The sequence below is a fragment of the Vibrio sp. RW genome (assembly GCF_027587105.1).
Classification (GTDB): Bacteria; Pseudomonadota; Gammaproteobacteria; order Enterobacterales; family Vibrionaceae; genus Vibrio; species Vibrio toranzoniae.
Genome location: NZ_JAPPTM010000008.1, coordinates 204,590 through 227,539 on the forward strand (window position 1 = coordinate 204,590; position 22,950 = coordinate 227,539).

At 45.5% G+C, this 22,950-nt stretch carries 13 protein-coding genes; 5 read left to right on the top strand and 8 right to left on the bottom strand.

The genetic code is table 11. The annotated features are described in order from the left end of the window. Position 1: 1 nt before the first annotated feature. The 7 genes from OCT63_RS09970 to gltB (OCT63_RS10000) form a co-directional block, all read right to left on the bottom strand. Positions 2–955, bottom strand: coding sequence for a cobalamin biosynthesis family protein (locus OCT63_RS09970; protein ID WP_161686348.1), 954 nt, complete (start codon positions 953–955; stop codon positions 2–4). 10 nt (positions 956–965) lie between these two features. Further along, on the bottom strand, positions 966–1,661 hold the full coding sequence (gene mtnN / locus OCT63_RS09975) for a 5'-methylthioadenosine/S-adenosylhomocysteine nucleosidase (protein WP_161672841.1): 696 nt from the start codon (positions 1,659–1,661) through the stop codon (positions 966–968). Between the two features lie 126 nt (positions 1,662–1,787). Beyond that, positions 1,788–2,216 carry a DUF1499 domain-containing protein gene (locus OCT63_RS09980; protein ID WP_161686346.1) on the bottom strand — a complete coding sequence of 143 codons (429 nt, stop codon included), beginning with the start codon at positions 2,214–2,216 and terminating at the stop codon, positions 1,788–1,790. 164 nt (positions 2,217–2,380) lie between these two features. Further along, positions 2,381–3,793, bottom strand: coding sequence for an FAD-dependent oxidoreductase (locus tag OCT63_RS09985; protein ID WP_161686344.1), 1,413 nt, complete (start codon positions 3,791–3,793; stop codon positions 2,381–2,383). Positions 3,794–3,809: 16 nt separating this feature from the next. Continuing rightward, a complete protein-coding gene (gene gltB, locus OCT63_RS09990; protein ID WP_161686342.1) occupies positions 3,810–8,273 on the bottom strand; it encodes a glutamate synthase large subunit in 4,464 nt (1,487 codons plus the stop codon). 423 nt (positions 8,274–8,696) lie between these two features. Next, positions 8,697–10,166 carry a glutamate synthase subunit beta gene (locus OCT63_RS09995; protein ID WP_060467179.1) on the bottom strand — a complete coding sequence of 490 codons (1,470 nt, stop codon included), beginning with the start codon at positions 10,164–10,166 and terminating at the stop codon, positions 8,697–8,699. Next, complete coding sequence (gltB, locus tag OCT63_RS10000) at positions 10,166–14,713, bottom strand: glutamate synthase large subunit (protein ID WP_161686340.1); 4,548 nt, start codon at positions 14,711–14,713, stop codon at positions 10,166–10,168. Before gltB (OCT63_RS10000) ends, OCT63_RS09995 begins: the two co-directional genes overlap by 1 nt. 530 nt (positions 14,714–15,243) lie before the next feature. Here gltB (OCT63_RS10000) and OCT63_RS10005 point away from each other — a divergent pair. The 4 genes from OCT63_RS10005 to OCT63_RS10020 all read left to right on the top strand — a co-directional run bounded on the left by OCT63_RS10005 (position 15,244) and on the right by OCT63_RS10020 (position 20,999). Further along, entirely contained in the window at positions 15,244–16,197 is a 954-nt protein-coding gene (locus tag OCT63_RS10005; RefSeq protein WP_161686338.1) for a TIGR01212 family radical SAM protein, read from the top strand. Positions 16,198–16,290: 93 nt separating this feature from the next. Next, positions 16,291–18,042, top strand: coding sequence for a GGDEF domain-containing protein (locus OCT63_RS10010; protein ID WP_161686336.1), 1,752 nt, complete (start codon positions 16,291–16,293; stop codon positions 18,040–18,042). A gap of 172 nt (positions 18,043–18,214) precedes the next feature. Further along, positions 18,215–20,548, top strand: a complete 2,334-nt coding sequence (gene arcB / locus OCT63_RS10015) for an aerobic respiration two-component sensor histidine kinase ArcB (protein ID WP_269983662.1) — start codon at positions 18,215–18,217, stop codon at positions 20,546–20,548. Positions 20,549–20,555: 7 nt separating this feature from the next. Further along, a complete protein-coding gene (locus OCT63_RS10020; protein WP_017056075.1) occupies positions 20,556–20,999 on the top strand; it encodes a hypothetical protein in 444 nt (147 codons plus the stop codon). A 134-nt stretch (positions 21,000–21,133) separates the two neighbouring features. Here the strand turns inward: OCT63_RS10020 and arcA are convergent, their stop codons facing one another. Further along, entirely contained in the window at positions 21,134–21,850 is a 717-nt protein-coding gene (gene arcA, locus OCT63_RS10025; protein ID WP_017056076.1) for a two-component system response regulator ArcA, read from the bottom strand. A 577-nt stretch (positions 21,851–22,427) separates the two neighbouring features. On the opposite strand from arcA, the gene OCT63_RS10030 reads away from it, so the two are divergent. Then, positions 22,428–22,913, top strand: coding sequence for a putative 4-hydroxy-4-methyl-2-oxoglutarate aldolase (locus OCT63_RS10030; protein ID WP_161686328.1), 486 nt, complete (start codon positions 22,428–22,430; stop codon positions 22,911–22,913). Positions 22,914–22,950 lie beyond the last annotated feature (37 nt).

A 22,950-nucleotide genomic window follows, 5' to 3' on the forward strand; every position in this document is an offset into this window, starting at 1 on the left:
TCTAAATCCCTTGGTGAATAAATAATAAGGCTAGGCTTTGTAAAAGTATCCAGATAGTGATACGACCAAATAGCAGTTTCTGAACCTGAGATAGATGCAGAGCTGATGGGGCGATTCTACCGCCTAATTTGGCGCGAATGGCTTTGGTGTGGTCGTAAATCGCAGGGCCACCCAATGACAGCTCAAGCTTGTTGCCGACAGCGGTAATTAACCATGCAGGGCCGGGCAGTGGCCAAGAGCGACTTTGGACTAGCATCATTTTAAATGTGTGCTTGGCTTTATCACCACAGACGATCATCAAAGCAAACAGACGCATCGGTATGAATTCGAGGATAGCGACTACCTTAATCGCTGTTGAGCCGAATGGGGAAAATTGCTTACGACTTGGTGACCACGCACGCGCTAACTCAACAATCAGGCGATACATTAAAGCGGCGATTCCACCACCAATGGCGTACCAAAACAACACACAAACCACATTACGAGCGTAACCCATGATGATGGTTTCAGCAGCGGCTTTGCCAAGCCCAAGTGATGACAGTGATTCAGTTTGACGATTAACAATAGGAGCCAATAACTGACGAGCGGCGGCTTTATCTTCTCGACCAAGTGCTTTGATCAGTTGATTCGCCAGCTTTTCATTGTTACGCCAATCAATCGCGAGTAATAACAGCGCTAATTCAAACAGTTGAGATTGCCAAACCAAAGGTTGTAAGGCCAGTAGAATAATCAGAGTCGGCAGTACCATTAATCCCCAGGCTAATGTGCCCGAGATTAAGCTTTGGGAAAAGTTTTGGTTGTTATTAACCTTGCTTGCTAAAAGCTCAGCAAACTTATGCCATAAGGTCGTGGGGTGTGCGGCATGGGGGATAGGTAAAATTAAATGAAAAAGCAGTGCCCCCCACATAACAAGGAGCACGCCATTTGCAAATACCTGATCAAACAGTGTTTGCATGTCTAGTCGCTTACTTTAGTAGGGCAACCATCTTGATAACCATTTCAGAAGAGCTTTGTGCTGCTAGTGGCAGGAACTCTTCGAAGCTCATTGGTGATTCTTTGTCTGCAACGTCAGAGATTGCACGAACAACCACGAATGGTACTTGGAATTGGTGACAAGCTTGAGCAATCGCAGATGCTTCCATCTCTACAGCAACCACTGATGGGAAGTGCTTACGGATGAACTCTTGGCGTTCAGCCGTACATACAAACGCGTCGCCAGTACAGATAAGGCCACGAACAGCGTGCTTATCTTCCATTTGTGCTAGTGCTTGTTCTGCAACAGTCATCAGCTTGTCATCTGCTTTGAACGCTGCAGGTTGACCAGCCATTTGGCCGATTTCATAACCGAAAGCGGTTACGTCTGCATCGTGATGACGAACTTCAGTTGAGATAACGACATCGCCAAGGTTCAGTGTTGAGTCAAAACCGCCAGCTGAGCCAGTGTTTAGAACGACATCTGGTTGGTATTCGCTTAGAAGGATTGAAGTACCAACAGCGGCTGCTACTTTACCAATCCCTGATTGAAGCAAAACAACGTCAACACCATTTAGCTGACCAGAGAAAAAGGTACAACCGCCTTTATTCACTTCAGTGATATCTGAAATTGCTGCTTTTAGGATCGCAATTTCTTGCTCCATTGCGCCAATGATGCCGATTTTCATGTGTAGTCTCTTAATAAAAATATGTAAACAGTAGAACGAAATTGTAGCATGGAAGAGAAGCGTCGAGCGACTGCCCAGAAGCACTTCTCATCCTAATACTGACGATTTATCCACGTATTCTTTTATCTATTTGATTAGGCCTTCACTTTTTAGGCTTGAGCGAAGTTGTTCAGCACGCTTTCGGTTCACCCCAAAGTCAGAGTAGCCAGTACGAGACTCTGAACGTACGATCAGCTTACCACCAGTAACCTTAAGTTCTAAGTCATCGACAAAGCGCATGATGCGAGAAGTACATTCAATACGTAGGTAATTTTCGGTTTTGTTGGCTGTTTTCGCGCCCGGTAAGGTTAACGCAACCTGTTCAATAGCATCGAGGTTTGCTGAATCTGATAATTCAAATGCGGCCAATGCATGCTTCTCACGATCATCTTGGGTCGATACACAGTTTGGTTTGTCGCCACAAGGTGATGAAGTTCTGTCTTCCATGTCCGTGATACCTTGGCTGCAAGCGGTTAAAGTCAAAAGAGAGAGAAAAAGGAGAGCTGTTTTTTTCATAGTGTTTCCTATGCGTTGTTTTAATTGTAGTTATAGGTATTAGCTTGTTTACGATTGTTCTACGTATTTTTGTTGTGCTTGTGATAAACGTATCTAATTCAAAAAAGGATCCATCATAGGATCCTTTTTTTATAGTAACGAACTGAGTAATAAAGGAAACCCAGTCACACTTCTAGGTAGTCCAAGATCCCTTCTGCGGCTTTACGGCCTTCATCGATAGCGGTCACCACCAAGTCAGATCCTCGAACCGCATCGCCACCAGCGAATATCTTGCTGTTGGTGGTTTGGTATTGAAACTCTTGTTTGCCGGGAGCTTTGATGCGCCCCCATTGGTCGAGCTCTACGCCAAATGGTTCTAGCCATTCCATTGCATGAGGTTGGAAACCAAATGCCATGATCACGGCATCAGCCTCAAGAACATGCTCACTGCCTTCAACGGGTTCAGGGCGACGGCGGCCAGCGTCATCAGGCTCACCTAAAGCGGTTTTCACGACTTTGACGCCAACGACATGACCAGCGTTGTTAAGCTCTAAGCCAATAGGCTGAAGGTTGAACATGAACTTCACGCCTTCTTCTTTGGCATTCTTCACTTCGCGACGAGAGCCAGGCATGTTGGCTTCATCACGACGATAAGCACAGATAACATTGGCAGCATGTTGACGGATTGAGGTTCGGACACAGTCCATCGCGGTATCACCCCCACCAAGCACAACCACTTTTTTGCCTTTCATGTCGATGAATGGGGTTGGGTTATCCAGTTCCATGACCTTGTAGGTATTGGAAACAAGGAAGGGTAGAGCATCGTAAACCCCCGGCGCTTCTTCATTATCTAGCCCAGCACGCATGTTTTTATAGGTACCGACGCCTAAGAAAACGGCATCATAGTCATCAACCAGTTGTTGTAGCTGGATATCTTTGCCTACTTCGGTATTCATTTGGAACTCAACGCCCATTTCGCTAAAGATATGACGACGGTTTTCCATGATGCCTTTCTCAAGCTTGAACGACGGAATACCAAACGTTAGAAGGCCGCCGATCTCTGGGTAGCGGTCAAACACCACGGCCTTGACACCATTTCGAACTAAGATATCAGCAGCAGCAAGACCTGCGGGGCCAGCCCCGATGATCGCGACTTTTTTGTCGGTCCATTCAACGTGGGACATGTCTGGTTTCCAGCCCATCTCAAACGCTTTGTCGGTAATGTATTTTTCAATGTTACCTATCGTTACTGCACCAAAATCATCATTGAGGGTACAAGAACCCTCGCACAGTCGGTCTTGAGGGCAAACGCGTCCACACACCTCTGGCAAGCTGTTGGTTTGGTGAGCCAGTTCGGCTGCTTCGATAATGCGCCCCTCATTGGCGAGCTTAAGCCATTGAGGGATGTAGTTATGGACAGGGCACTTCCATTCACAATATGGGTTACCACAGTCTAAACAGCGGTCAGCTTGCGCTTTAGCTTGTTGTTTCGTGAAAGGTTCGTAGATCTCTACAAACTCAATCTTACGAATCTTGATTGGTTTCTTCGCTGGGTCTACGCGATTCACATCAATAAATTGGTATACATTCTGGCTCATTATTGGCTCCTTCCAATTATTGCGCTTGAACACGAAGTTCAGCAGAGCTGCGGCTTTGGTGGCCGAGCAAGGTGTTAAGATCCGCCGTCTTTGGTTTCACTAGGTAGAACTTCGGAATCCATTCATCAAAGTTCGCCAGAATAGCTTCAGCGTGTACTGAACCAGTCTCTTCTAAGTGCTCAGCAATTAAGCCACGCAAATGTTCTTGGTGGATAAAGAGGTCTGACAGAGAAAGTGCTTCGACCGATTCGTTGTTCACACGACCTTGGAAGTCTTCATTGTTATCCATGACATAAGCAAAGCCGCCTGTCATACCAGCGCCGAAGTTCACTCCTGTTGCGCCAAGAATGGCAACAATACCGCCAGTCATGTATTCACAGGCGTTGTCACCCGCCCCTTCTATCACGGCGACGGTCCCTGAATTACGTACCCCAAATCGTTCACCTGCGGTGCCTGCAGCAAATAGTTTGCCTCCGGTCGCGCCATATAAGCAGGTATTGCCGATGATGGTCGCTTCGTTACAAGTAAATGCTGTGCCTTGGTGAGGCTTGATAACCACTTTTCCGCCCGCCATGCCTTTACCGACATAGTCATTGGCATCGCCAGTCAGATACAGCTCTACGCCACCAGCGTTCCAAACCGCAAAAGATTGGCCTGCTGTGCCATCGAGGTACAACTTAATCGGTGATCCCGCCATGCCTTGGTTGCCGTAGCGTTTTGCTATTTCGCCAGAGATACGAGCGCCAATGGAGCGATCGGTGTTGATCACGTTGTAGTAGAGGCTGGTGGATTGGCGTTTATCAATCGCATCAAGTGCATCATCAAGGATCTGTTGGTTAAGCTGAGCTTTATCAAATGGCGTGTTTGGCTCTGTCCAAAACAGTGGGTGACCTTCTGCAGATACCGGAGCTTCCAATATCGAAGAGAGATCGAGCTTGCTCTGTTTCGCTGTCAGGCCTTGAACGGCTTCAAGTAAATCAGTACGACCGATTAGGTCTGTTAGTTTTTCTACCCCAAGATCTGCAAGGTATTGGCGAACCTCATCGGCTAAGCCGGTAAAGTAGTTCACCACCATTTCAGGTAAGCCTTTGAAGTATTCACGGCGTAGGGTTTCATCTTGAGTCGCCACACCCGTTGCACAGTTGTTGAGGTGACAGATTCGCAAGAACTTACACCCCATTGCGACCATTGGCGCGGTACCAAAGCCAAAGCTTTCAGCACCTAAAATCGCACCTTTGATGACATCAAGTCCGGTTTTTAAGCCACCATCGACTTGCAGACGGATCTTATGACGTAAGCCATTGGCAACAAGTGCTTGTTGAGTTTCTGCTAAGCCAAGCTCCCAAGGGCAACCAGCGTATTTAACCGAGGTTAACGGGCTTGCTGCTGTACCGCCATCGTAGCCAGAAATGGTAATTAGATCGGCATACGCTTTTGCTACACCTGTTGCTATCGTGCCTACGCCCGGTTCCGATACTAATTTTACTGACACCAAAGCTTTAGGGTTAACTTGCTTAAGATCGAAGATCAGCTGTGCCAGATCCTCGATAGAATAGATATCGTGGTGTGGAGGAGGGGAGATCAGTGTCACGCCTTGAACCGAATATCTCAGTTTGGCGATTTCTGCCGTGACTTTATGGCCCGGCAGCTGGCCGCCTTCTCCTGGCTTCGCACCTTGCGCGACCTTGATCTGCAGAACATCTGCATTGGTTAAGTAATGTGGCGTTACACCAAAACGACCAGAAGCTATCTGTTTAATACGCGAGTTACGATCAGTCCCAAAGCGTCGTGGATCTTCACCACCTTCACCAGAGTTGGAGTAGCCTCCCAAGCGGTTCATCGCCATGGCTAGCGCTTCATGAGCTTCGGGGCTCAAGGCACCAATCGACATGGCTGCAGAATCAAAGCGTTTAAAGAGATCGCTATTTGGTTCTACTTTTTCTAGTGGCAGAGGTTGTTCGGCTTTTTTCAGACTCATTAAGTCACGCAGCATCGCCGCAGGACGAGCATTAACTTGCTTCGCAAAAGATTGATAATCTGATGTTTCGCCTGTCTTTACGGCTGTTTGTAAAGTACTGACTACGTCTGGGTTGTAGGCGTGATATTCGCCGCCATGTACATACTTGAGTAACCCACCATGCTCGATTGGTTTGCGTTTCGTCCACGCTTTGCGAGAGAGGTTATAAAGATCTTGTTGGAAATCGTTAAAGCTTGCACCTTGGATTCGTGTGGTTACGCCACGGAAGCAGAGCTCAACGACGTCAGTATGTAAGCCAACGGCTTCAAATAGTTGTGAACAACGATAAGATGCAATGGTTGATATACCCATTTTCGACATGATCTTATACAGACCTTTGTTGATGCCGTTTTGGTAGTTTTGCATCGCGGTGCGGTAGTCTTTATCTAAAGAGCCATCATCCAACATTTTACCTAACGTTTCATAAGCAAGGTATGGGTAAACGGCGGTCACACCGAAGCCAAGCAGTACTGCAAACTGGTGTGGGTCGCGTGCTGTTGCCGTTTCAACCACAATGTTGGCATCACACCGTAGGTCCGTGTCCGCCAGTCTCGTTTGTACCGCACCAACAACCATAGCGGCTGGGATGGGCAGTTTGCCTTTCTCTAAATCTTTATCCGATAGAATAATTAAAACTGCACCTTCACGGACTTTTTGCTCTGCACTATCACATACCGCCTTGATCGCCTGTTCAAGGTCTTGATGATTAGGATCGTAATGCATGCTGAGAATAACATGGCGGTAATGTTTTTGGCTTAATTGCAGAAGCTGCTGCATGTCTGAGTAAAGCAGTACTGGTGAATCAAACGTGACACGATAGGCGTGACCGTCTGTTTCACAGAATACGTTCATCTCTTTACCAATACTGGTCGCCAAAGACATCACGTGTTTTTCACGCAGTGGATCGATTGGTGGGTTGGTCACCTGAGCAAACTTTTGACGGAAATAATCGGTGATGAGGCGCTCTTTAGAAGACAGCACGGCCATCGGCGTATCATCGCCCATCGAGCCGACCGCTTCTTGCCCCATGTCACCAAGCACACGCAGTACTTGGTCTGACTCTTCGTTACTCATCGCAAACTGTTTTTGATAAGTCTTTAGTGTGTCATCGTCAAAGCTACGCTTACCGACTTGATCATCTGACAATTTGGAAAACGGTGTTAATTTGTGAACGTTCTTTTCCATCCACTCTTTATAGGGGTGGCGGCCTTTGAGGTCATTGTCGATCTCGTTGGATTGCCACAGCTTGCCACGACGAGTATCAATTACCAGTAATTCACCTGGCCCAACTCTACCTTTTTTTGCAACTTCATCCGGGGCGTAATTCCAGATACCGACCTCAGATGCCAGAGTGATCAGGTTGTCTTTAGTAATGACATAACGTGCCGGGCGCAGGCCGTTTCTGTCGAGGTTACACGCGGCGTAACGACCATCAGAAAGGACGATACCTGCGGGGCCATCCCACGGTTCCATGTGCTTGGAGTTGAAGTCGTAGAATGCACGCAGATCTGGGTCCATATCTGGGTGGTTTTGCCAAGCGGGCGGCACAAGCATACGCATTGCTCGGAATACATCCATACCCCCGGCAAGGAACAGGTCGAGCATGTTATCTAGGCTTGATGAATCAGAGCCTGTCTCATTCACAAAGGGGGCGGCCGTTTGTAAGTCGGGCAGCAGTGGTGAAGAGAATTTATAAGCACGAGCTTTAGCCCATTGACGGTTACCTTCGATGGTATTGATTTCACCATTATGTGCTAAATAGCGGAATGGTTGAGCCAGTGGCCAACGTGGCTGAGTATTGGTTGAGAAGCGCTGGTGGAACAGACATATTGCTGATTCCATGCGTAAGTCTGCAAGATCGAGGTAAAATCGCGGAAGATCGGCCGGCATACATAGACCTTTGTAAACCATGACTTGTGTCGACAGGCTACAAATATAGAAATCTTTGTCTTCGGTGATCTGCTTTTCAATTCTGCGACGAGCAATGTATAGGCGCCGTTCAATATCACGTTCACGCCAACCGGCAGGGGCTGAGATAAACACTTGTTGAATGTTGGGAACCGAGTCTTTTGCGATTGGACCCAAAACGTCGGTATTGGTCGGCACAACACGCCAACCTGCGACGGTGAGTGTCTCTTGAGCGAGCTCTTTATTGACGATGTCTTGCGCGGATTGCGCTTTGATTGGATCTTGGCTGAAGAAAACCATACCGACAGCGTATTGCTTGCCGAGCTTGAAGTTATTCTCTTCCGCAATAATTCTGAGATAAGAGTCTGGCTTCTGTAGCAATAAGCCACAACCGTCTCCGGTTTTACCATCCGCAGCAATACCACCACGGTGTGTCATACGATCGAGGGCTGAAATAGCAGTTCGTACCAACTTATGACTAGGTTGGCCTTCCATTTGCGCTATTAAACCAAATCCACAGTTGTCTTTTTCAAGACTAGGATCATATAGAGCCATTGCAATTCTCCCTTTTGCTTCTCTGTCATCCAGACAGTAAATGACTAACTATTCATGTACTTGTTATTTTTTATAAACTTATTATTTTTTAGCTAGTTAAAACATATTGGTTGTATGAACAATACCGTTCGGTTTTGTTTTCACCAGATTTACAACGTATAGCTAATTGTGTTTAAGGTCAAGTTCATGGTTAATTATCATACATAAACGCGATTAGCCACTTAATAATCTAAAATAGTCGATGGATATCAATGAGATATAAGAGAGCGGATATTGACGATATTTAACATATGCAACAAAGTGGCATGAAAAGCTACGGGCGGATAGAAAAAAGGCTAGCATCAAGTGCTAGCCAAATATAAAAGTTAGGAAGGGTGTTGCCTTTCCTCTAAGCTAGCGTCATCAACGCTAGCCCGAGAAATATTATGCGGAAAGCATGAGTGAATCCGCTTTCGCTTCTAAGTTTGAGTTACCCATTAAGAAATCATCAATGGCAATGGCACATTCACGACCTTCATTAATACAACGTACAACCAGAGATTGACCAGTACGCATATCACCAGCAGCGAAAACGCCTTTCTGGTTCGTCGCAAAACCTTCAGAAGCGACGTTACCGCGCTCGTCCAGTTTAATGTCTAGTTGAGCAAGTACGCCTGTTGGCTCTGGGTGTAAGAAGCCCATTGCAAGAAATGCCATGTCACAAGGAATAACACGTTCAGAGTTCGCTACTTCATCAAAACCTGGACGCTCACCTGGTTTCGCGTCTTGCCAAACGATGTCAGCAATACGTAGGCCCGTCACTTGACCTTGATCGTTACCGATGAACTCTTTGGTTAAGATGTTCCAGTGACGTTCACACCCTTCTTCGTGAGAAGTGGTGGTTTTCATGATCATTGGGTATTGAGGCCAAGGCATGTTTGCAGGGCGCTTCTCTGGTGGGATCGGCATGATCTCAACCTGAGTAATGCTTGCTGCCTTATGACGGTTTGATGTGCCCACACAGTCAGAACCCGTATCACCACCACCGATAACCACAATGTGCTTATCTTTAGCGTGAATCTCTTCTGTCTTAAGGTCTAAGTCGTTAGCACGGCGGTTGTTTTGACCAAGGAATTCCATGGCAAAGTGAACGCCTTCCAGCTCACGACCTGGGATTGGTAAGTCGCGTGGAACCGTAGAACCACCCGTTAGCAATACCACATCAAACTCTTGGCGCAGCTGTTGAGCATTAACATCAACACCGATGTGTTGGTTAACTTTAAACTCAACGCCAGCTTCAGCCATTAGGTTGATCTTACGATCAATCACGTCCATACCCAGTTTGAAATCTGGGATACCGAAGCGCAGTAGGCCACCCACTTTCTCGTCACGTTCAAATACCGTCACAGAGTGACCAGCGCTGTTTAACTGCTCAGCTGCGGCTAGACCTGCTGGGCCTGAACCGATAACAGCGACAGTTTTACCTGTGCGATAGCGTGGTGTTTTAGGCTTTGCGTACCCTTCACGGTACGCAGTTTCTACAATCGTTTTCTCGATATTACAGATAGTGATTGGATCTTGGTTGATGCCAAGAACACAGGCACTTTCACAAGGAGCAGGGCAAACACGACCCGTAAACTCAGGAAAATTGTTGGTAGAGCTTAGAATGTTCCAAGCTTCCTCCCAGCTGTCACGATATACCGCGTCATTGAACTCTGGGATGATGTTACCAATCGGACAGCCGTTGTGACAGAAAGGTACGCCACAGTCCATGCAACGAGAGGCTTGAGTATTGATCTTGTTACCAAACTCTTCGTTAAGTACGAACTCTTTGTTGTCTTCGATACGAACTGACGGGTCGAGCTTCTTTGGAAGCTCACGACCGTGTTCTAAAAATCCAGTAGGCTTACCCATTATACTGCCTCCACTTCTTCCGTTTGTGCCTGTTGTGCTTCAGCTTTACGCTTTTCAAGAACCGCTTTGTAGTCGCGTGGCATGACTTTAACCAGTGATGCAACACTTGCTTCAAAATTGTCTAGGAAAGACTGAGCAACTTCACTTCCTGTGAATTCAACATGCTTCGTTAGCATATCTAGTAGAAGATCTTTATCTTCTTGTTCAATTGGATCTAGGTCGACAAGTTCCGAGTTAAGCTTGGTTTCGAAGTCACCCGCTTTATCCCAAACATAAGCCACACCGCCACTCATACCAGCAGCAAAGTTACGACCTGTTGAGCCGAGGATAATTGCAACACCGCCAGTCATGTATTCACAACCGTGGTCACCAACGCCTTCAACAACAACCTTCGCACCAGAGTTACGAACACAGAAACGTTCGCCAGCCATACCGCGAATGAAAGATTCACCTGAAGTCGCACCGTAGAAACATACGTTACCTACCACGATGTTGTCTTCAGCAACGATAGTCGATTTCGCATCTGGGTACAGTACCAACGTACCGCCAGACAGACCTTTACCCCAGTAATCGTTCGCGTCGCCTTCTACTTCGAACTTAACGCCTTTCGCCAGGAAAGCCCCGAACGATTGACCCGCACTACCGTGGAACTTAACGTTCATTGGCTGTGGTAAACCTTGGTCTTTGTAAACCTTCGAGATTTCGTTCGACAGCATGGTACCCGTAGAGCGGTCTGTGTTGATGATAGGGAAGCTCGCATTCACGGCTTCGCCTTTCTCAAGTGCAGGCATCGCAGCTTGAATCAACTTACGGTCTAGAACGTTCTCTAGGTTGTGATTTTGTTGTGTCTGGTTGTAGATACCATCTTCTTCACGAGCATGCTCAATATGCAGAACTGGTGTTAGGTCTAGGTTCTTGTACTTCCAGTGACCGATGTCATCACGAACTTTTAGTTTGTGAGATTGCCCAACCATTTCATCGATAGAACGGAAGCCAAGTTCAGCCATGACTTCACGTAGGCCTTCAGCCATGTATTGGAAGAAGGTCACTACGTCTTCTACGCGGCCGTCGAAACGCTCACGTAGAGTTTTGTTCTGTGTTGCGATGCCAACAGGGCATGTATTCTTGTGACACTTACGCATCATAATACAGCCTTCAACCACTAGCGCTGCTGTTGCTACGCCCCATTCTTCAGCGCCAAGTAACGTTGCAACGGCAAGGTCACGTGGTGTTTTCATCTGACCATCAGACTGAACAACGATACGGTTACGTAGGCCGTTTTTCAGCAGTGTTTGGTGCGTTTCCGCTAGACCCAGTTCCCAAGGCAGACCTGTGTGACGGATAGAAGACATCGGAGATGCCCCCGTACCACCATCAAAACCTGCGATAAGTACTACGTCAGCTTTCGCTTTTGCTACGCCTGATGCAATCGTCCCTACGCCAGCTTCTGATACTAGCTTCACGTTGACACGGCCGTTACGGTTCGCGTTTTTCAGATCGTAGATCAGCTGAGCCAAATCTTCGATTGAGTAGATATCGTGGTGTGGTGGTGGAGAGATCAGACCTACGCCCGGAGTCGAGTGACGTGTTGCACCAATCCAGTCATCAACCTTATCACCAGGTAGTTGGCCACCTTCACCAGGTTTCGCACCTTGAGCCATCTTGATTTGCAGCTCATCAGCGTTAGATAGATAGTAAGACGTTACACCAAAGCGACCAGAAGCCACCTGTTTGATTGCTGAACGTTCCCAGTCGCCATTTTCTTTACGCTCGAAACGTGCTGGATCTTCACCACCTTCGCCTGAGTTTGATTTCGCGCCAATGCGGTTCATTGCAACAGCCAGTGTTGAGTGAGCCTCATGCGAGATTGAACCAAAGCTCATTGCGCCAGTAGCGAAACGCTTAAGAATGTTCTCGATTGGTTCTACTTCTGCTAGAGGAATAGAGCCCGTTGGATTCTTGATGAAATCAAGTTGGCTACGTAGCGTGGCTGCGTTGTCGCCTTGAGCATCAACGGCGTTCGCGTACTTTTTGAATTGACCGTAATCTTTATTACGCGTCGACTCTTGAAGTAGAGAAATCGTTTCTGGGTTGAATAAGTGCTTTTCACCACGTTGTTTCCACTGGTAAACACCTCCAACATCAAGAATTTGAGCTGGGATTTCACGAGCTGGGTAACCAACACGGTGACGAACCAGTACTTCTCGTGCGATATCGTCGATCGTTAGACCTTGGATACGAGACACAGTACCTGTGAAGTACTTTTCAACGACTGATTTGCTAACACCAAGTGCTTCAAATATTTGTGCACCGTGGTAAGACTGCAGCGTAGAGATCCCCATCTTAGAGAAGATCTTCAGTAGGCCGCCGTTAACGCCTTTACGGTAGTTCGCGAATAACTCACGTGGGTGTACGTTTGGATCGAGCTTCTTAGTACGTTGCAGCTCAATAATCGTTTCAATCACTAGGTATGGGTTAACTGCGTTCGCACCGTAACCGATAAGCGTTGCAAAGTGGTGCGTTTCACGAGCATCGCCCGTTTCAACCACGATGTCACACTTAGCACGTAAACCTTTGCGGATTAGGTGGTGGTGAACCGCGCCAACTGCCAGCATCGCTGGTATAGCGGCGTGGTTTGAGTTAACCGCACGGTCTGTCAGTAGGATTATAGAGTAACCATCAATCACGGCATCTTCAGCATATTGGCAGATGCGTTTTAACGCACGTTCCAATTTCCCTTCACCACCGTTTGCCTGGAATACGATATCAAGTGTCTTTGATTGCAGGTGATCGTTATCGATTGCACGCAGTTTTTCTAACTCAGAGTTAGATAGAACTGGCGATTCAAGTTCTACCTTTTGACAGTGTTCCGGTGTTTCAGCAAGTAGGTTCTGATCTTTACCTAGGTAGGTGTTCAGAGACATCACCATACGCTCACGAATCGGGTCGATCGGCGGGTTAGTTACTTGAGCAAACAACTGTTTGAAGTAGTTTGAAAGGTGCTGCGATTGGTGAGAAAGAATCGCTAGCGGCCAGTCAGCACCCATTGCAGAAAGTGGCTCATAGCCCGTTTTCGCAAGCGGTAGAATGATTTCGTTTACTTCTTCAGAGCTCACGCCAAACGATTGTTGTTTGTGCAGAAGTTTCTCTGGAGAAGGTTGGTTAGATTCGTTGCTCGCATCTGGTAGCTTTTTCAAGCTCAGAAGGTTCTCTTCAACCCATTTCTCGTAAGGTTGCGCTTTCGCGATACCATCTTTTACTTCTTCATCAGAAATAATACGGCCTTGCTCAAGGTCAGCAACGAAGATACGACCAGGTTGTAGACGACCGCGGTATTCAACGTTTTCTGGTGCGATTTCAACGACGCCAGACTCAGACGCCATGACTAGGAAGTCGTCTTTTGTCACTGTGTAGCGAGAAGGGCGCAGACCGTTACGGTCAAGCGTTGCACCAACTTGAACACCGTCGGTGAAACATACTGATGCAGGGCCATCCCATGGTTCCATTACGTTCGCATGGTATTGGTAGAACGCACGACGAGTTGAATCCATGTTTTTGTTTTCTTGCCATGCTTCCGGGATCATCATCATCAATGCGTGTGGCAAAGTACGACCTGAAAGAACAAGTAGCTCAAGCGCCATATCGAAGTTTGATGAATCCGAGCTACCTTCCTGACAGATAGGCAGTAGCATGTCGATTTCAGCTTGTGTAAACAGATCCGATTCGAGGATTGCTTCACGTGCTTTCATCCAGTTTAGGTTGCCGCGAACCGTGTTAATTTCGCCATTGTGCGCGATATAACGGAAAGGCTGAGCCAGACGCCAACGTGGGAATGTATTGGTAGAGAAGCGAGAGTGTACTAGTGCTAGAGCTGTCACCATGGTTGGGTTTTGCAGATCTAGGAAGTACTGAGGAACTTGTTCTGTTGTTAGCTGACCTTTGTACACCAATGTTTTGTAAGACATTGAGTTGATGTAGAAGTCATCACCAATGTTTGACACGCTTTCTAGGCATACACGAACCGTGTAGTTACGTAGAACATACAGTTTGCGTTCAAGTTCTTCTGGTGTAGTACCAGGGCCGCCAGAGATAAATACGTGTTCAAATTGAGGTTCAGTGCTTAGTGGATCAGCACCAATCATTGAATTGTCTGTTGGAAGTTCACGGTAACCGATAACTTCTAACTCTAGGCGTTGTGCATTGCGTTCTAGAATGTCACGACACTGTGCACGTTTGTGTTCATCTTTCGGGAAAAGTACAACACCAACGCCATATTTTTCAAAAGATGGCAGTTTAATTCCAAGTTTTACTGCTTCTTCTAGTAAGAATTCGTGTGGCTTCTGTAGCAGGATACCTGCACCATCACCAGAACACGGGTCACAGCCTTGGCCGCCACGGTGTTCCATACGTGCAAGCATATCGAGTGCTTGAGTTACTACATCATGAGATTTGCGATTCTTTAGATGCGCAACAAAACCGATACCACAAGCGTCATGCTCCAATTCAGGAGTATACAGACCCTGTGAGTTCTGCTCTTGATCTACCATAGATACATCCTTCCAGTTAAATCTAGGCGCAACTTATTTGTATAAAGTTAGCCTTGTCCTTTTATATTTATGGGTCTAAACCTGCCTATGCTGGCGGTTTGAATCCTTTCCGTATCTCGCAGGAAAAGTATTGCGAGAAAAACAATCCTTAGTGATATCCGTTTATTTTTAGCCACAAACTAGTGGTTTATATAGGTGGGATATGGATATCACCGACTTATTAACAAGTTTTCGTTGTAAGTAAATACACAAAAATAGCCAATATGTGTAAGTATCCTACAATTTTGTCTAGGCGAATTGCAATGAAAGTTGACCCATGTAGACCATTTTTTTCGTTTTATTTTGAATTTAATGTCTAACAAATGTGCAACATTAGGCAAATAGAGCCGAATTTTTGCATGTTTATTGATATTTGATAGGTTGCTCGCAAAAGGCCTTGAGTAAACTAATTGGTTGAATTTTGCAGGGATGTAATTTTTTTTCAGAAATAGACTGATATTCATTCTTATTTACTTGAGCACTTTCAAAATATGCAATTACACGAGTTGGTTAACACTATCGGCCAAGACCTTCAGCGCCGTTATGGCGAAAAAGTTCACAAACTGACACTGCACGGCGGCTTTAGCTGCCCCAACCGCGACGGAACAATCGGCCGTGGTGGGTGTACTTTCTGTAATGTCGCTTCATTTGCCGACGAACAAACTCAAATTCAAAGTATTGCTGATCAGCTAAAAGATCGTGCGGGTGAAATTGCCCGAGCTAAGAAGTACCTTGCCTATTTTCAGGCTTACACCAGTACTTATGCTGAGGTGCAAGTGCTCAAGAATATGTACGAAGAAGCGCTTAGGGCTCCAGGTGCTGATATTGTTGGTTTGTGTGTAGGAACAAGACCTGATTGTGTTCCAGATTCGGTGTTGGAACTGCTGGCGGGCTATGTAAAGCAAGGCTATGAAATCTGGCTGGAACTTGGCTTGCAAACGGCCAATGATAAGACCCTCAAACGAATTAACCGTGGACACAATTTTGCGGTGTATGAAACGATCACCCACCGTGCACGTGCGTTAGGTATTAAGGTGTGTACTCACCTTATTGTTGGCCTGCCAAAAGAGGCCAAAGCGGATAATCTTGAAACCTTAGACAAGGTATTGGCGGTGGGAACGGATGGCATCAAACTGCACGGCCTTCATATAGTAGAGGGCAGTACCATGGCTAAGGCGTGGAAAGCTGGAAAACTCGAGGCGCCAACCTTGGAGGAGTACATTGATATCGCCTGTACAATTATCCAACGTACGCCTGCTCATGTGGTCTATCATCGAGTTTCTTCTGCCGCACGACGTCCAACTTTGCTTTCTCCTTTATGGTGTGAAAACCGATGGCTAGCGATGACTGAAATTGGCCGTTCGTTAGACAAGACGGGTGCCCAAGGCATTGAGACGGGCGCTGCATTTGAATACAGATTACCGGTATTAAACCGCGGGAATTGATAGATTTGAACAGAAAGTAGGTAACAGCAGATAATCCCTATAATTAGTGGTAACATTTCCCCTCACAGAATTGATGGTATAGATTGAGAGTAAATGGAACAGGTTATGACTTGGTTGTGGGATAGAGCATATGGCTACGGCATCTATATCGTTATCGTATTGCTGACTATTTTCATCTGCTGGCACCTTTATTCACGTTATCAGTTACATATAGAAAAACTTCTCGTTGCTACTCCATCACCCCTCTATTTTGTTGATGTACGAAGTGGTGAGATTTTATATGCCAATCGCCAAGCCATGCAGTTGCTCGGCATCCGCCAGCTCGGCGTTAACTTTCGTTTTCCTACTGTGGAAAGTGAAAACAGCTTCCGTCATCACCTAGCCAATCACATAAACTCTCAATCATTTGAACAGCTCTCAATTTGGGCACTTTCTGAATTTGAGCATTTTAAGATCAACTTGGTTGGTCGCAGGATCCTTTTTAGAGGCAAAAGGGCTTGGATGATTCATGCCTCGCCTTATAACAATACCAATGAAGAACTATCTCAAGAGGTTCGTGAGCTTAATGTCGCGCGCACTGCCTTGGACTCTTTATCTGAGTTGATCTATGTAAAAAATCAAAAGGGTGAGTTGGTCGCGAGTAATCGTTCGTTTAAAAAATTTTGGTATGGTCGCCCAGAAGAGGGCACTTTGAGTGTTTCCAATGGTGCACTAAAAGGCCGAGTGAGTGAGCGAGCATGGACCACAGACCAAGATGGAAAGGGCTGTTTGCTGGAAACCTATCAAAGCGTTTTACTTTCTCAAGATGGGGAAGCGATTGGTACGCTTTCCATCAGTCATGATGTGACCGATTGGCATGACATGCAGCAAAAACTGCGTGGCGAAATGGAAAAGCGAAAAGACACTGAGGTTGCGCTTGCTCAACGTGACACCATTTTACAAAACATCTTAGAAGCAAGCCCTGATTCTATCGGTATCTTCAACGAAAATATGGTTTACCAAGCGTGTAACAAGCCGTTTGTTGCAGCTCTTGGTATCTCTGAAGTGAGTGACTTAGTTGGTAAGCGCTTGCAAGATGTAGTGCCAAATAATATTTATATGCGCCTTTCCAATACCGATCATCAAGTGCTTCATCAAGGCAAATCATTACGCTATATCGATAAGGTGGTGTCTAGTGATGGTGAGTGCACTTGGTATGATGTGGTGAAATCACCGTTTAAGGACCCGGCATCGAGTACAAATGGTGTGTTGATTATGGCGCGTGATATTACCGAGCGCTATCTAGCAGAGCAAAAGCTTGAAGAAGCCAATCTTGAGCTGGAACGTCTCAGCTTCATGGATAGTTTAACTGCGGTTTCGAACCGGCGACGTTTTGATGAGCAGTTGGCGGTATTGTGGTATTACCATGCTCGAGAAAAATTGCCATTGACGATCATGCTATGTGATATCGACTTTTTTAAGGGATATAACGATTTTTACGGGCATCAACAAGGTGATAATGCGTTGATTAAAGTCTCTCAGGCATTCAAGCAGGTACTTAATCGCTCTTCGGATTGCGTGGCCCGTTATGGTGGTGAAGAGTTCGGTTTTATTCTACCGAATACGACGATTGAAGGTGCACAGTTGGTGGCACAAAGAATTCATGATGAAGTCCTTAAATTGGGGCTGGTGCATGAGAAGTCGACAGTCTCTGAATTCATCACTGTCAGCATCGGTATTATCTCTTATATACCGATGCCCGGTGACGAAATGGAGTCGGCGGTTGCCTTAGCAGATAGTGCGCTTTACCAAGCTAAGTCTGAGGGGCGAAATCGTTCGATTGTGCACCCTTCTTCAACTCATTAACCCTATAAACTCTATTTTTTTGTTAACAGGTGCATTTTGGCTTAGTTAATATTTATATTGATTCATTAACCATGATATTGCGTTGGATCTCTTGCTGCATGTGATGTAGCTAGCTTACCTCCTACCTTCAAACAAGGTAGAATACTGCTAGTCTTATCGCATGGAGCGCTAAATGAAACCCATGAAAAATCTTGCTCAATATTACGTGGATCTACTCGTAAAATTGGGAATTGTCCGCTTTTCTATCTTGCTCGCCTTAGCGCTTGTTGCCCTCGCCGTTGTTGTGCAGGTCGGCATAACCCTCGCACTCAAAGGTAATGTTGATGATATCGACATTATTCGTTCTGCTTTCTTCGGTTTAGTCATTACACCGTGGGCGGTTTATTTTCTTTCAGTGGTTGTTGATCAACTAGAAGAGTCTCGTCAAAGATTGGCGAAGCTGGTTTCTAAGCTTGGCGATATGCGTGAGCGAGACCAAGAGCTAAATAGCCAGTTACAACTTAATATCGAGAAGCTTAATCAAGAAATTGAAGAGCGAGAAAAAGCGGAAGAAGCACGTGCTGAAGCGATGCAGGATTTAGAAAATGAGGTGTTTCAGCGTGAACGAACTCAGCTTGAATTAGCAGAACGTACCGCACTCCTGCGCTCGTTTATCGATGCTTCACCCGACCTTATCTACTACCGTAATGAAGATGGTGTGTTTTCAGGTTGTAACCGCGCGGTTGAAGAACTCACTGGAAAAACAGAAAAAGATCTGGTTGGTTTGACACCTTGGGATGTATACAGCAAAGAGATCGCTCAACAAGTTGTTGAAACTGATAAGAAAGTGTTTGCTGACAATCAGGCCCTGACTTATGACCAATGGCTAGAATACCCTGATGGGCGTAAAAGCTATTTCGAACTGCGCAAGGTGCCTTTTTACAGCAAAGATGGGCGTCACTTGGGCTTAGTGGGCTATGGCCGTGATATTACTGAACGTAGAGAACATCAAAAGTCGCTAGAGAAAGCCAGTCGCGACAAGACCACGTTCATTTCAACCATTAGTCACGAATTAAGAACGCCGCTCAACGGTATTATTGGCTTGAGCCGCATGCTATTAGATAGCCAGTTGACTACCGAGCAGCGCAAGCACATGCAAACCATCAAGGTGAGTGCGGTGACTCTGGGTAATATTTTTAACGACATTATTGATATGGACAAATTCGATCGTCGTAAGCTTGAGTTATTCCCAACGCTGATCAACTTTGAAGATTTTGTTGTCGAGATCGAAAGTATTTCTGCATTGATGGCGGAGCAAAAAGGGTTGAGGTTTGATTTAGAAAGATTATCCGACCTTCCTGCTGCGGTTGAAGTGGATGGTACTCGCCTGAGACAAGTGCTGTGGAATCTCGTCAGCAACGCGATGAAATTCACCAAAGATGGTGGTGTGGTAATGACAGTTAGCGCCGATATTGATGGCGACTTTGCCAACATTACTATGGAAGTGGAAGACACCGGCATTGGTATACCTGAAAGTGAAATCGAGAAGATCTTCGCGATGTATTATCAGGTGAAATCTGGAACGGATAATCTGCATGCGGTGGGGACAGGTATTGGCCTCGCGGTATCTCAGCAGCTGATCAACATGATGGATGGCCACATTGAAGTAACCAGTGAAGAAGGCTTTGGTAGTACCTTTACCGTTTCGATTCGAGTTCCTGTCAATCACGACACTCAAGCACTCATTAAAGCACCAAGAAAGCAGTCGCATCTTAAGATCTTCATGGTCGAAGATATTGAACTTAATATCACGGTGGCTCGCTCTCTACTTGAAAGCCTGGGTCACGAAGTGACAGTGGTGATGACAGGTAAAGAGGCTCAAATCGTATTCAACCCACAAGACTACGATCTGGTGTTGTTAGATATTCAATTACCTGACATGACAGGCTTTGATATCGCCCAGTATTACCGAGAGAAATACAGTCAGTTACCGCCTTTGGTCGCATTAACCGCGAATGTTTTAAATAACAAGCAAGAATACCTACAAAAAGGCATGGATGAAGCGATCAGTAAACCACTGTCTGTTCGTGCTATTCAAGATGTGATCAGCAAATTGATCGAAGGTGTTCCCGAGGTTATCGAGAAAGTAGCAGAGGATACGCCTACTATTTCATTGGTTGACACCGCTTTGCTTGATATTGATATGCTAGAGTCTTACGTTGATATTGTTGGGCCGAAACCGGTTTTAGATAGCATAGCGATGTTTGAAGATATGATGCCGGAATATATGGAAATATTGAACTCTAACATGGTCGCGAAAGATCAAGCCAGCATCGTTTCTGAAGCGCATAAGATTAAAGGTGCGGCAGGTTCAATTGGCCTGAAGCGTATACAGCAAGTCGCTCAGAAAGCGCAATCTCCCGATCTGCCTGCGTGGTGGGAGAATATTTCAGATTGGGTGGATGAAATTAATAATGAATATCAGAATGACATTGAAGTCCTAAAAAGTTGGTTAAACCAAAGGTAGAAGAATAATGAAAAAATTAGCATTTTCCGCATGTGTGTTGGCATTAGCGGGTTGTTCTACGCCACAAGTAGAATGGCAAAAAGGTACTCAGGTTGAAGTCTCAACCGCGATAGTCACAATGAAAAGCAACCTTTGGCTAAACAAAATGCCGATGATTGGAGAGGATCAAGATGAGACTTTGCATGGTGTTATTTATCTAGAGTCAACCTCTCAATTACCAGCAACGCTTGCTGTCGAGAGTGTTACAGTTAAGCAGGGGGCGGATACCTTACTGGTGACTGCCGACGATCTTGATTTGAGAATTCAAAGTGAAACTCAGTGGGAAGTCGCTTTTGTATGGCAGCTAGATATCGAAAGTGAGAAAGCTGTTGATGTTGCAGTACAACTTAGAGATGGCGAAATCGTAAAGTGGCTAGTGGAGAAAGATGTGAAGGTTGATACGGTTTACTAGATCTTTCTTATTTATGATCAATAAAAAAGGGAGAATGCGTTGGCATTCTCCCTTTTTAATAACGATTGATTGTGCTTCTGATGTTAGAAGTGCTAACCGGTTAGAAGAACTAAACGGGCAGAAGCGTAATCAAATTAGTCTTCTAGGTCACCACAAAAGCGGTAGCCTTCACCGTGAATCGTTGCGATGATTTCTGGCGTACCAGAAATAGATTCAAAGTGCTTACGAATACGACGAATTGTCACGTCTACAGTACGATCGTGTGGCTTAAGCTCACGGCCAGTCATCTTCTTAAGAAGGTCTGCTCGTGTTTGGATCTTACCTGGGTTCTCACAGAAGTGAAGTAGAGCACGGAACTCTGAACGAGGTAGCTTGTAGCCTTCGCCATCTGGACTAACTAAAGAACGGCTATTGATATCTAGTACCCAACCGTTGAACTCGTACTTTTCAACGCTACGCTTTTCTTCTTGAATAGAGCTAGTGCTCATTGAACGGTTAAGAAGATTACGTGCACGAATAGTCAGTTCACGAGGGTTGAAAGGCTTAGTAATGTAATCATCAGCCCCTATCTCTAGGCCAAGAATTTTATCAACTTCGTTATCACGACCTGTTAAGAACATAAGCGCTACGTTTGCTTGCTCACGTAGTTCACGCGCAAGTAGTAGGCCATTCTTACCTGGAAGGTTGATGTCCATAATTACAAGGTTAACTTGGTTGTCAGATAGCACTTGGTGCATCTCTTCACCGTCGCTAGCCTCAAAAACAGCATATCCCTCTGCTTCAAAAATACTCTTTAGAGTGTTACGAGTTACTTGCTCATCTTCAACGATCAGAATCTGCGGGGTTTGCATTTGGCGGTACCTAAATTTGTGACGAAACTGTGCTAATAGAATAAATTCTAGGCAAAAACATAACATACAGGTAATGTAATTTTGATGATAACTTAAAGTTTTCAAAAAAACACTTACTTCCAGTTATCTGCCTTCCTTGAAGTATTGCCCAATAACGTAGATCCAGTACGCCTTTTAATCATTCTCTTAGTGATTGTAGAGGATTCTATAATGTTAACAGCATGCTAACAACGTGAGAATGTTAATTCCATTCACTTTGTTGATTTACATCAATTGCCGAATCGCAACAAACTTTAATAGTATGGCTACAACTTAACCGATATTATGGTTGATTATTTAATAGCAAACCAGAATGGTTATTCGCGATTGTTCTCATATCTGACTTGTTTAAGACATGAGAATGAACCAAGGAAGCCAAGCTGTTCTGATAGTCTAGTAGATAAATATGCTTAATCAAATTTTTATTCATTATTGAATTGAGCATAATATGATGAATTCAAAGGATTAAATTTAATAACATATAAAAGCATAGAGGTTTACCTTGTTTTATAGGTAGCGCCTTACTCACGGAGGATATATGCACGATATAACACCAGACTTATGTGATGAGTTTGAAAGCAAAGTTACCCAACTGAACCTGCCGCTACAGAACTTTGGTCAACGTGGTGCGTTCTGGGGAAAAATTGTAACAGTTCGTTGTTATCACGATAATTCCAAGGTTCGCGAGGTTTTAGAGGCCGACGGCAGCGGTAAAGTGCTGGTTGTTGACGGAAATGGCTCGTGCCAGAAAGCGCTGCTTGGTGACCAATTGGCGATTCTAGCGATAGAAAATGGCTGGGAGGGCGTGATTGTTAATGGTGCTGTGCGTGATGTTGGTATGATGTCGCAAATGGATTTGGGCGTTCAAGCTCTAGGTGCATCACCATTCAAAACTGAGAAGCGTGGTGTTGGCCAAGTGAACGTGACGCTGACAGTACATAACCAGTTGGTTCAGCCTGGTGATTACATTTATGCAGATTGGAATGGCGTGTTAATTTCGTCGGAGCTGTTGCTTGAATCATAACGGCGATTTGATTCGCAATTGTTAATGGGTAACAAGC

Coding starts and splice junctions, on each gene's coding strand:
- gltB (WP_161686340.1), bottom strand. CDS start 14,713: ATGGTAGATCAAGAGCAGAACTCACAGGGTCTGTATACTCCTGAATTG.
- OCT63_RS09985 (WP_161686344.1), bottom strand. CDS start 3,793: ATGAGCCAGAATGTATACCAATTTATTGATGTGAATCGCGTAGACCCA.
- arcB (WP_269983662.1), top strand. CDS start 18,215: ATGAAACCCATGAAAAATCTTGCTCAATATTACGTGGATCTACTCGTA.
- OCT63_RS10010 (WP_161686336.1), top strand. CDS start 16,291: ATGGAACAGGTTATGACTTGGTTGTGGGATAGAGCATATGGCTACGGC.
- mtnN (WP_161672841.1), bottom strand. CDS start 1,661: ATGAAAATCGGCATCATTGGCGCAATGGAGCAAGAAATTGCGATCCTA.
- OCT63_RS10005 (WP_161686338.1), top strand. CDS start 15,244: ATGCAATTACACGAGTTGGTTAACACTATCGGCCAAGACCTTCAGCGC.
- OCT63_RS10030 (WP_161686328.1), top strand. CDS start 22,428: ATGCACGATATAACACCAGACTTATGTGATGAGTTTGAAAGCAAAGTT.
- OCT63_RS10020 (WP_017056075.1), top strand. CDS start 20,556: ATGAAAAAATTAGCATTTTCCGCATGTGTGTTGGCATTAGCGGGTTGT.
- arcA (WP_017056076.1), bottom strand. CDS start 21,850: ATGCAAACCCCGCAGATTCTGATCGTTGAAGATGAGCAAGTAACTCGT.
- OCT63_RS09970 (WP_161686348.1), bottom strand. CDS start 955: ATGCAAACACTGTTTGATCAGGTATTTGCAAATGGCGTGCTCCTTGTT.
- OCT63_RS09980 (WP_161686346.1), bottom strand. CDS start 2,216: ATGAAAAAAACAGCTCTCCTTTTTCTCTCTCTTTTGACTTTAACCGCT.
- OCT63_RS09995 (WP_060467179.1), bottom strand. CDS start 10,166: ATGGGTAAGCCTACTGGATTTTTAGAACACGGTCGTGAGCTTCCAAAG.
- gltB (WP_161686342.1), bottom strand. CDS start 8,273: ATGGCTCTATATGATCCTAGTCTTGAAAAAGACAACTGTGGATTTGGT.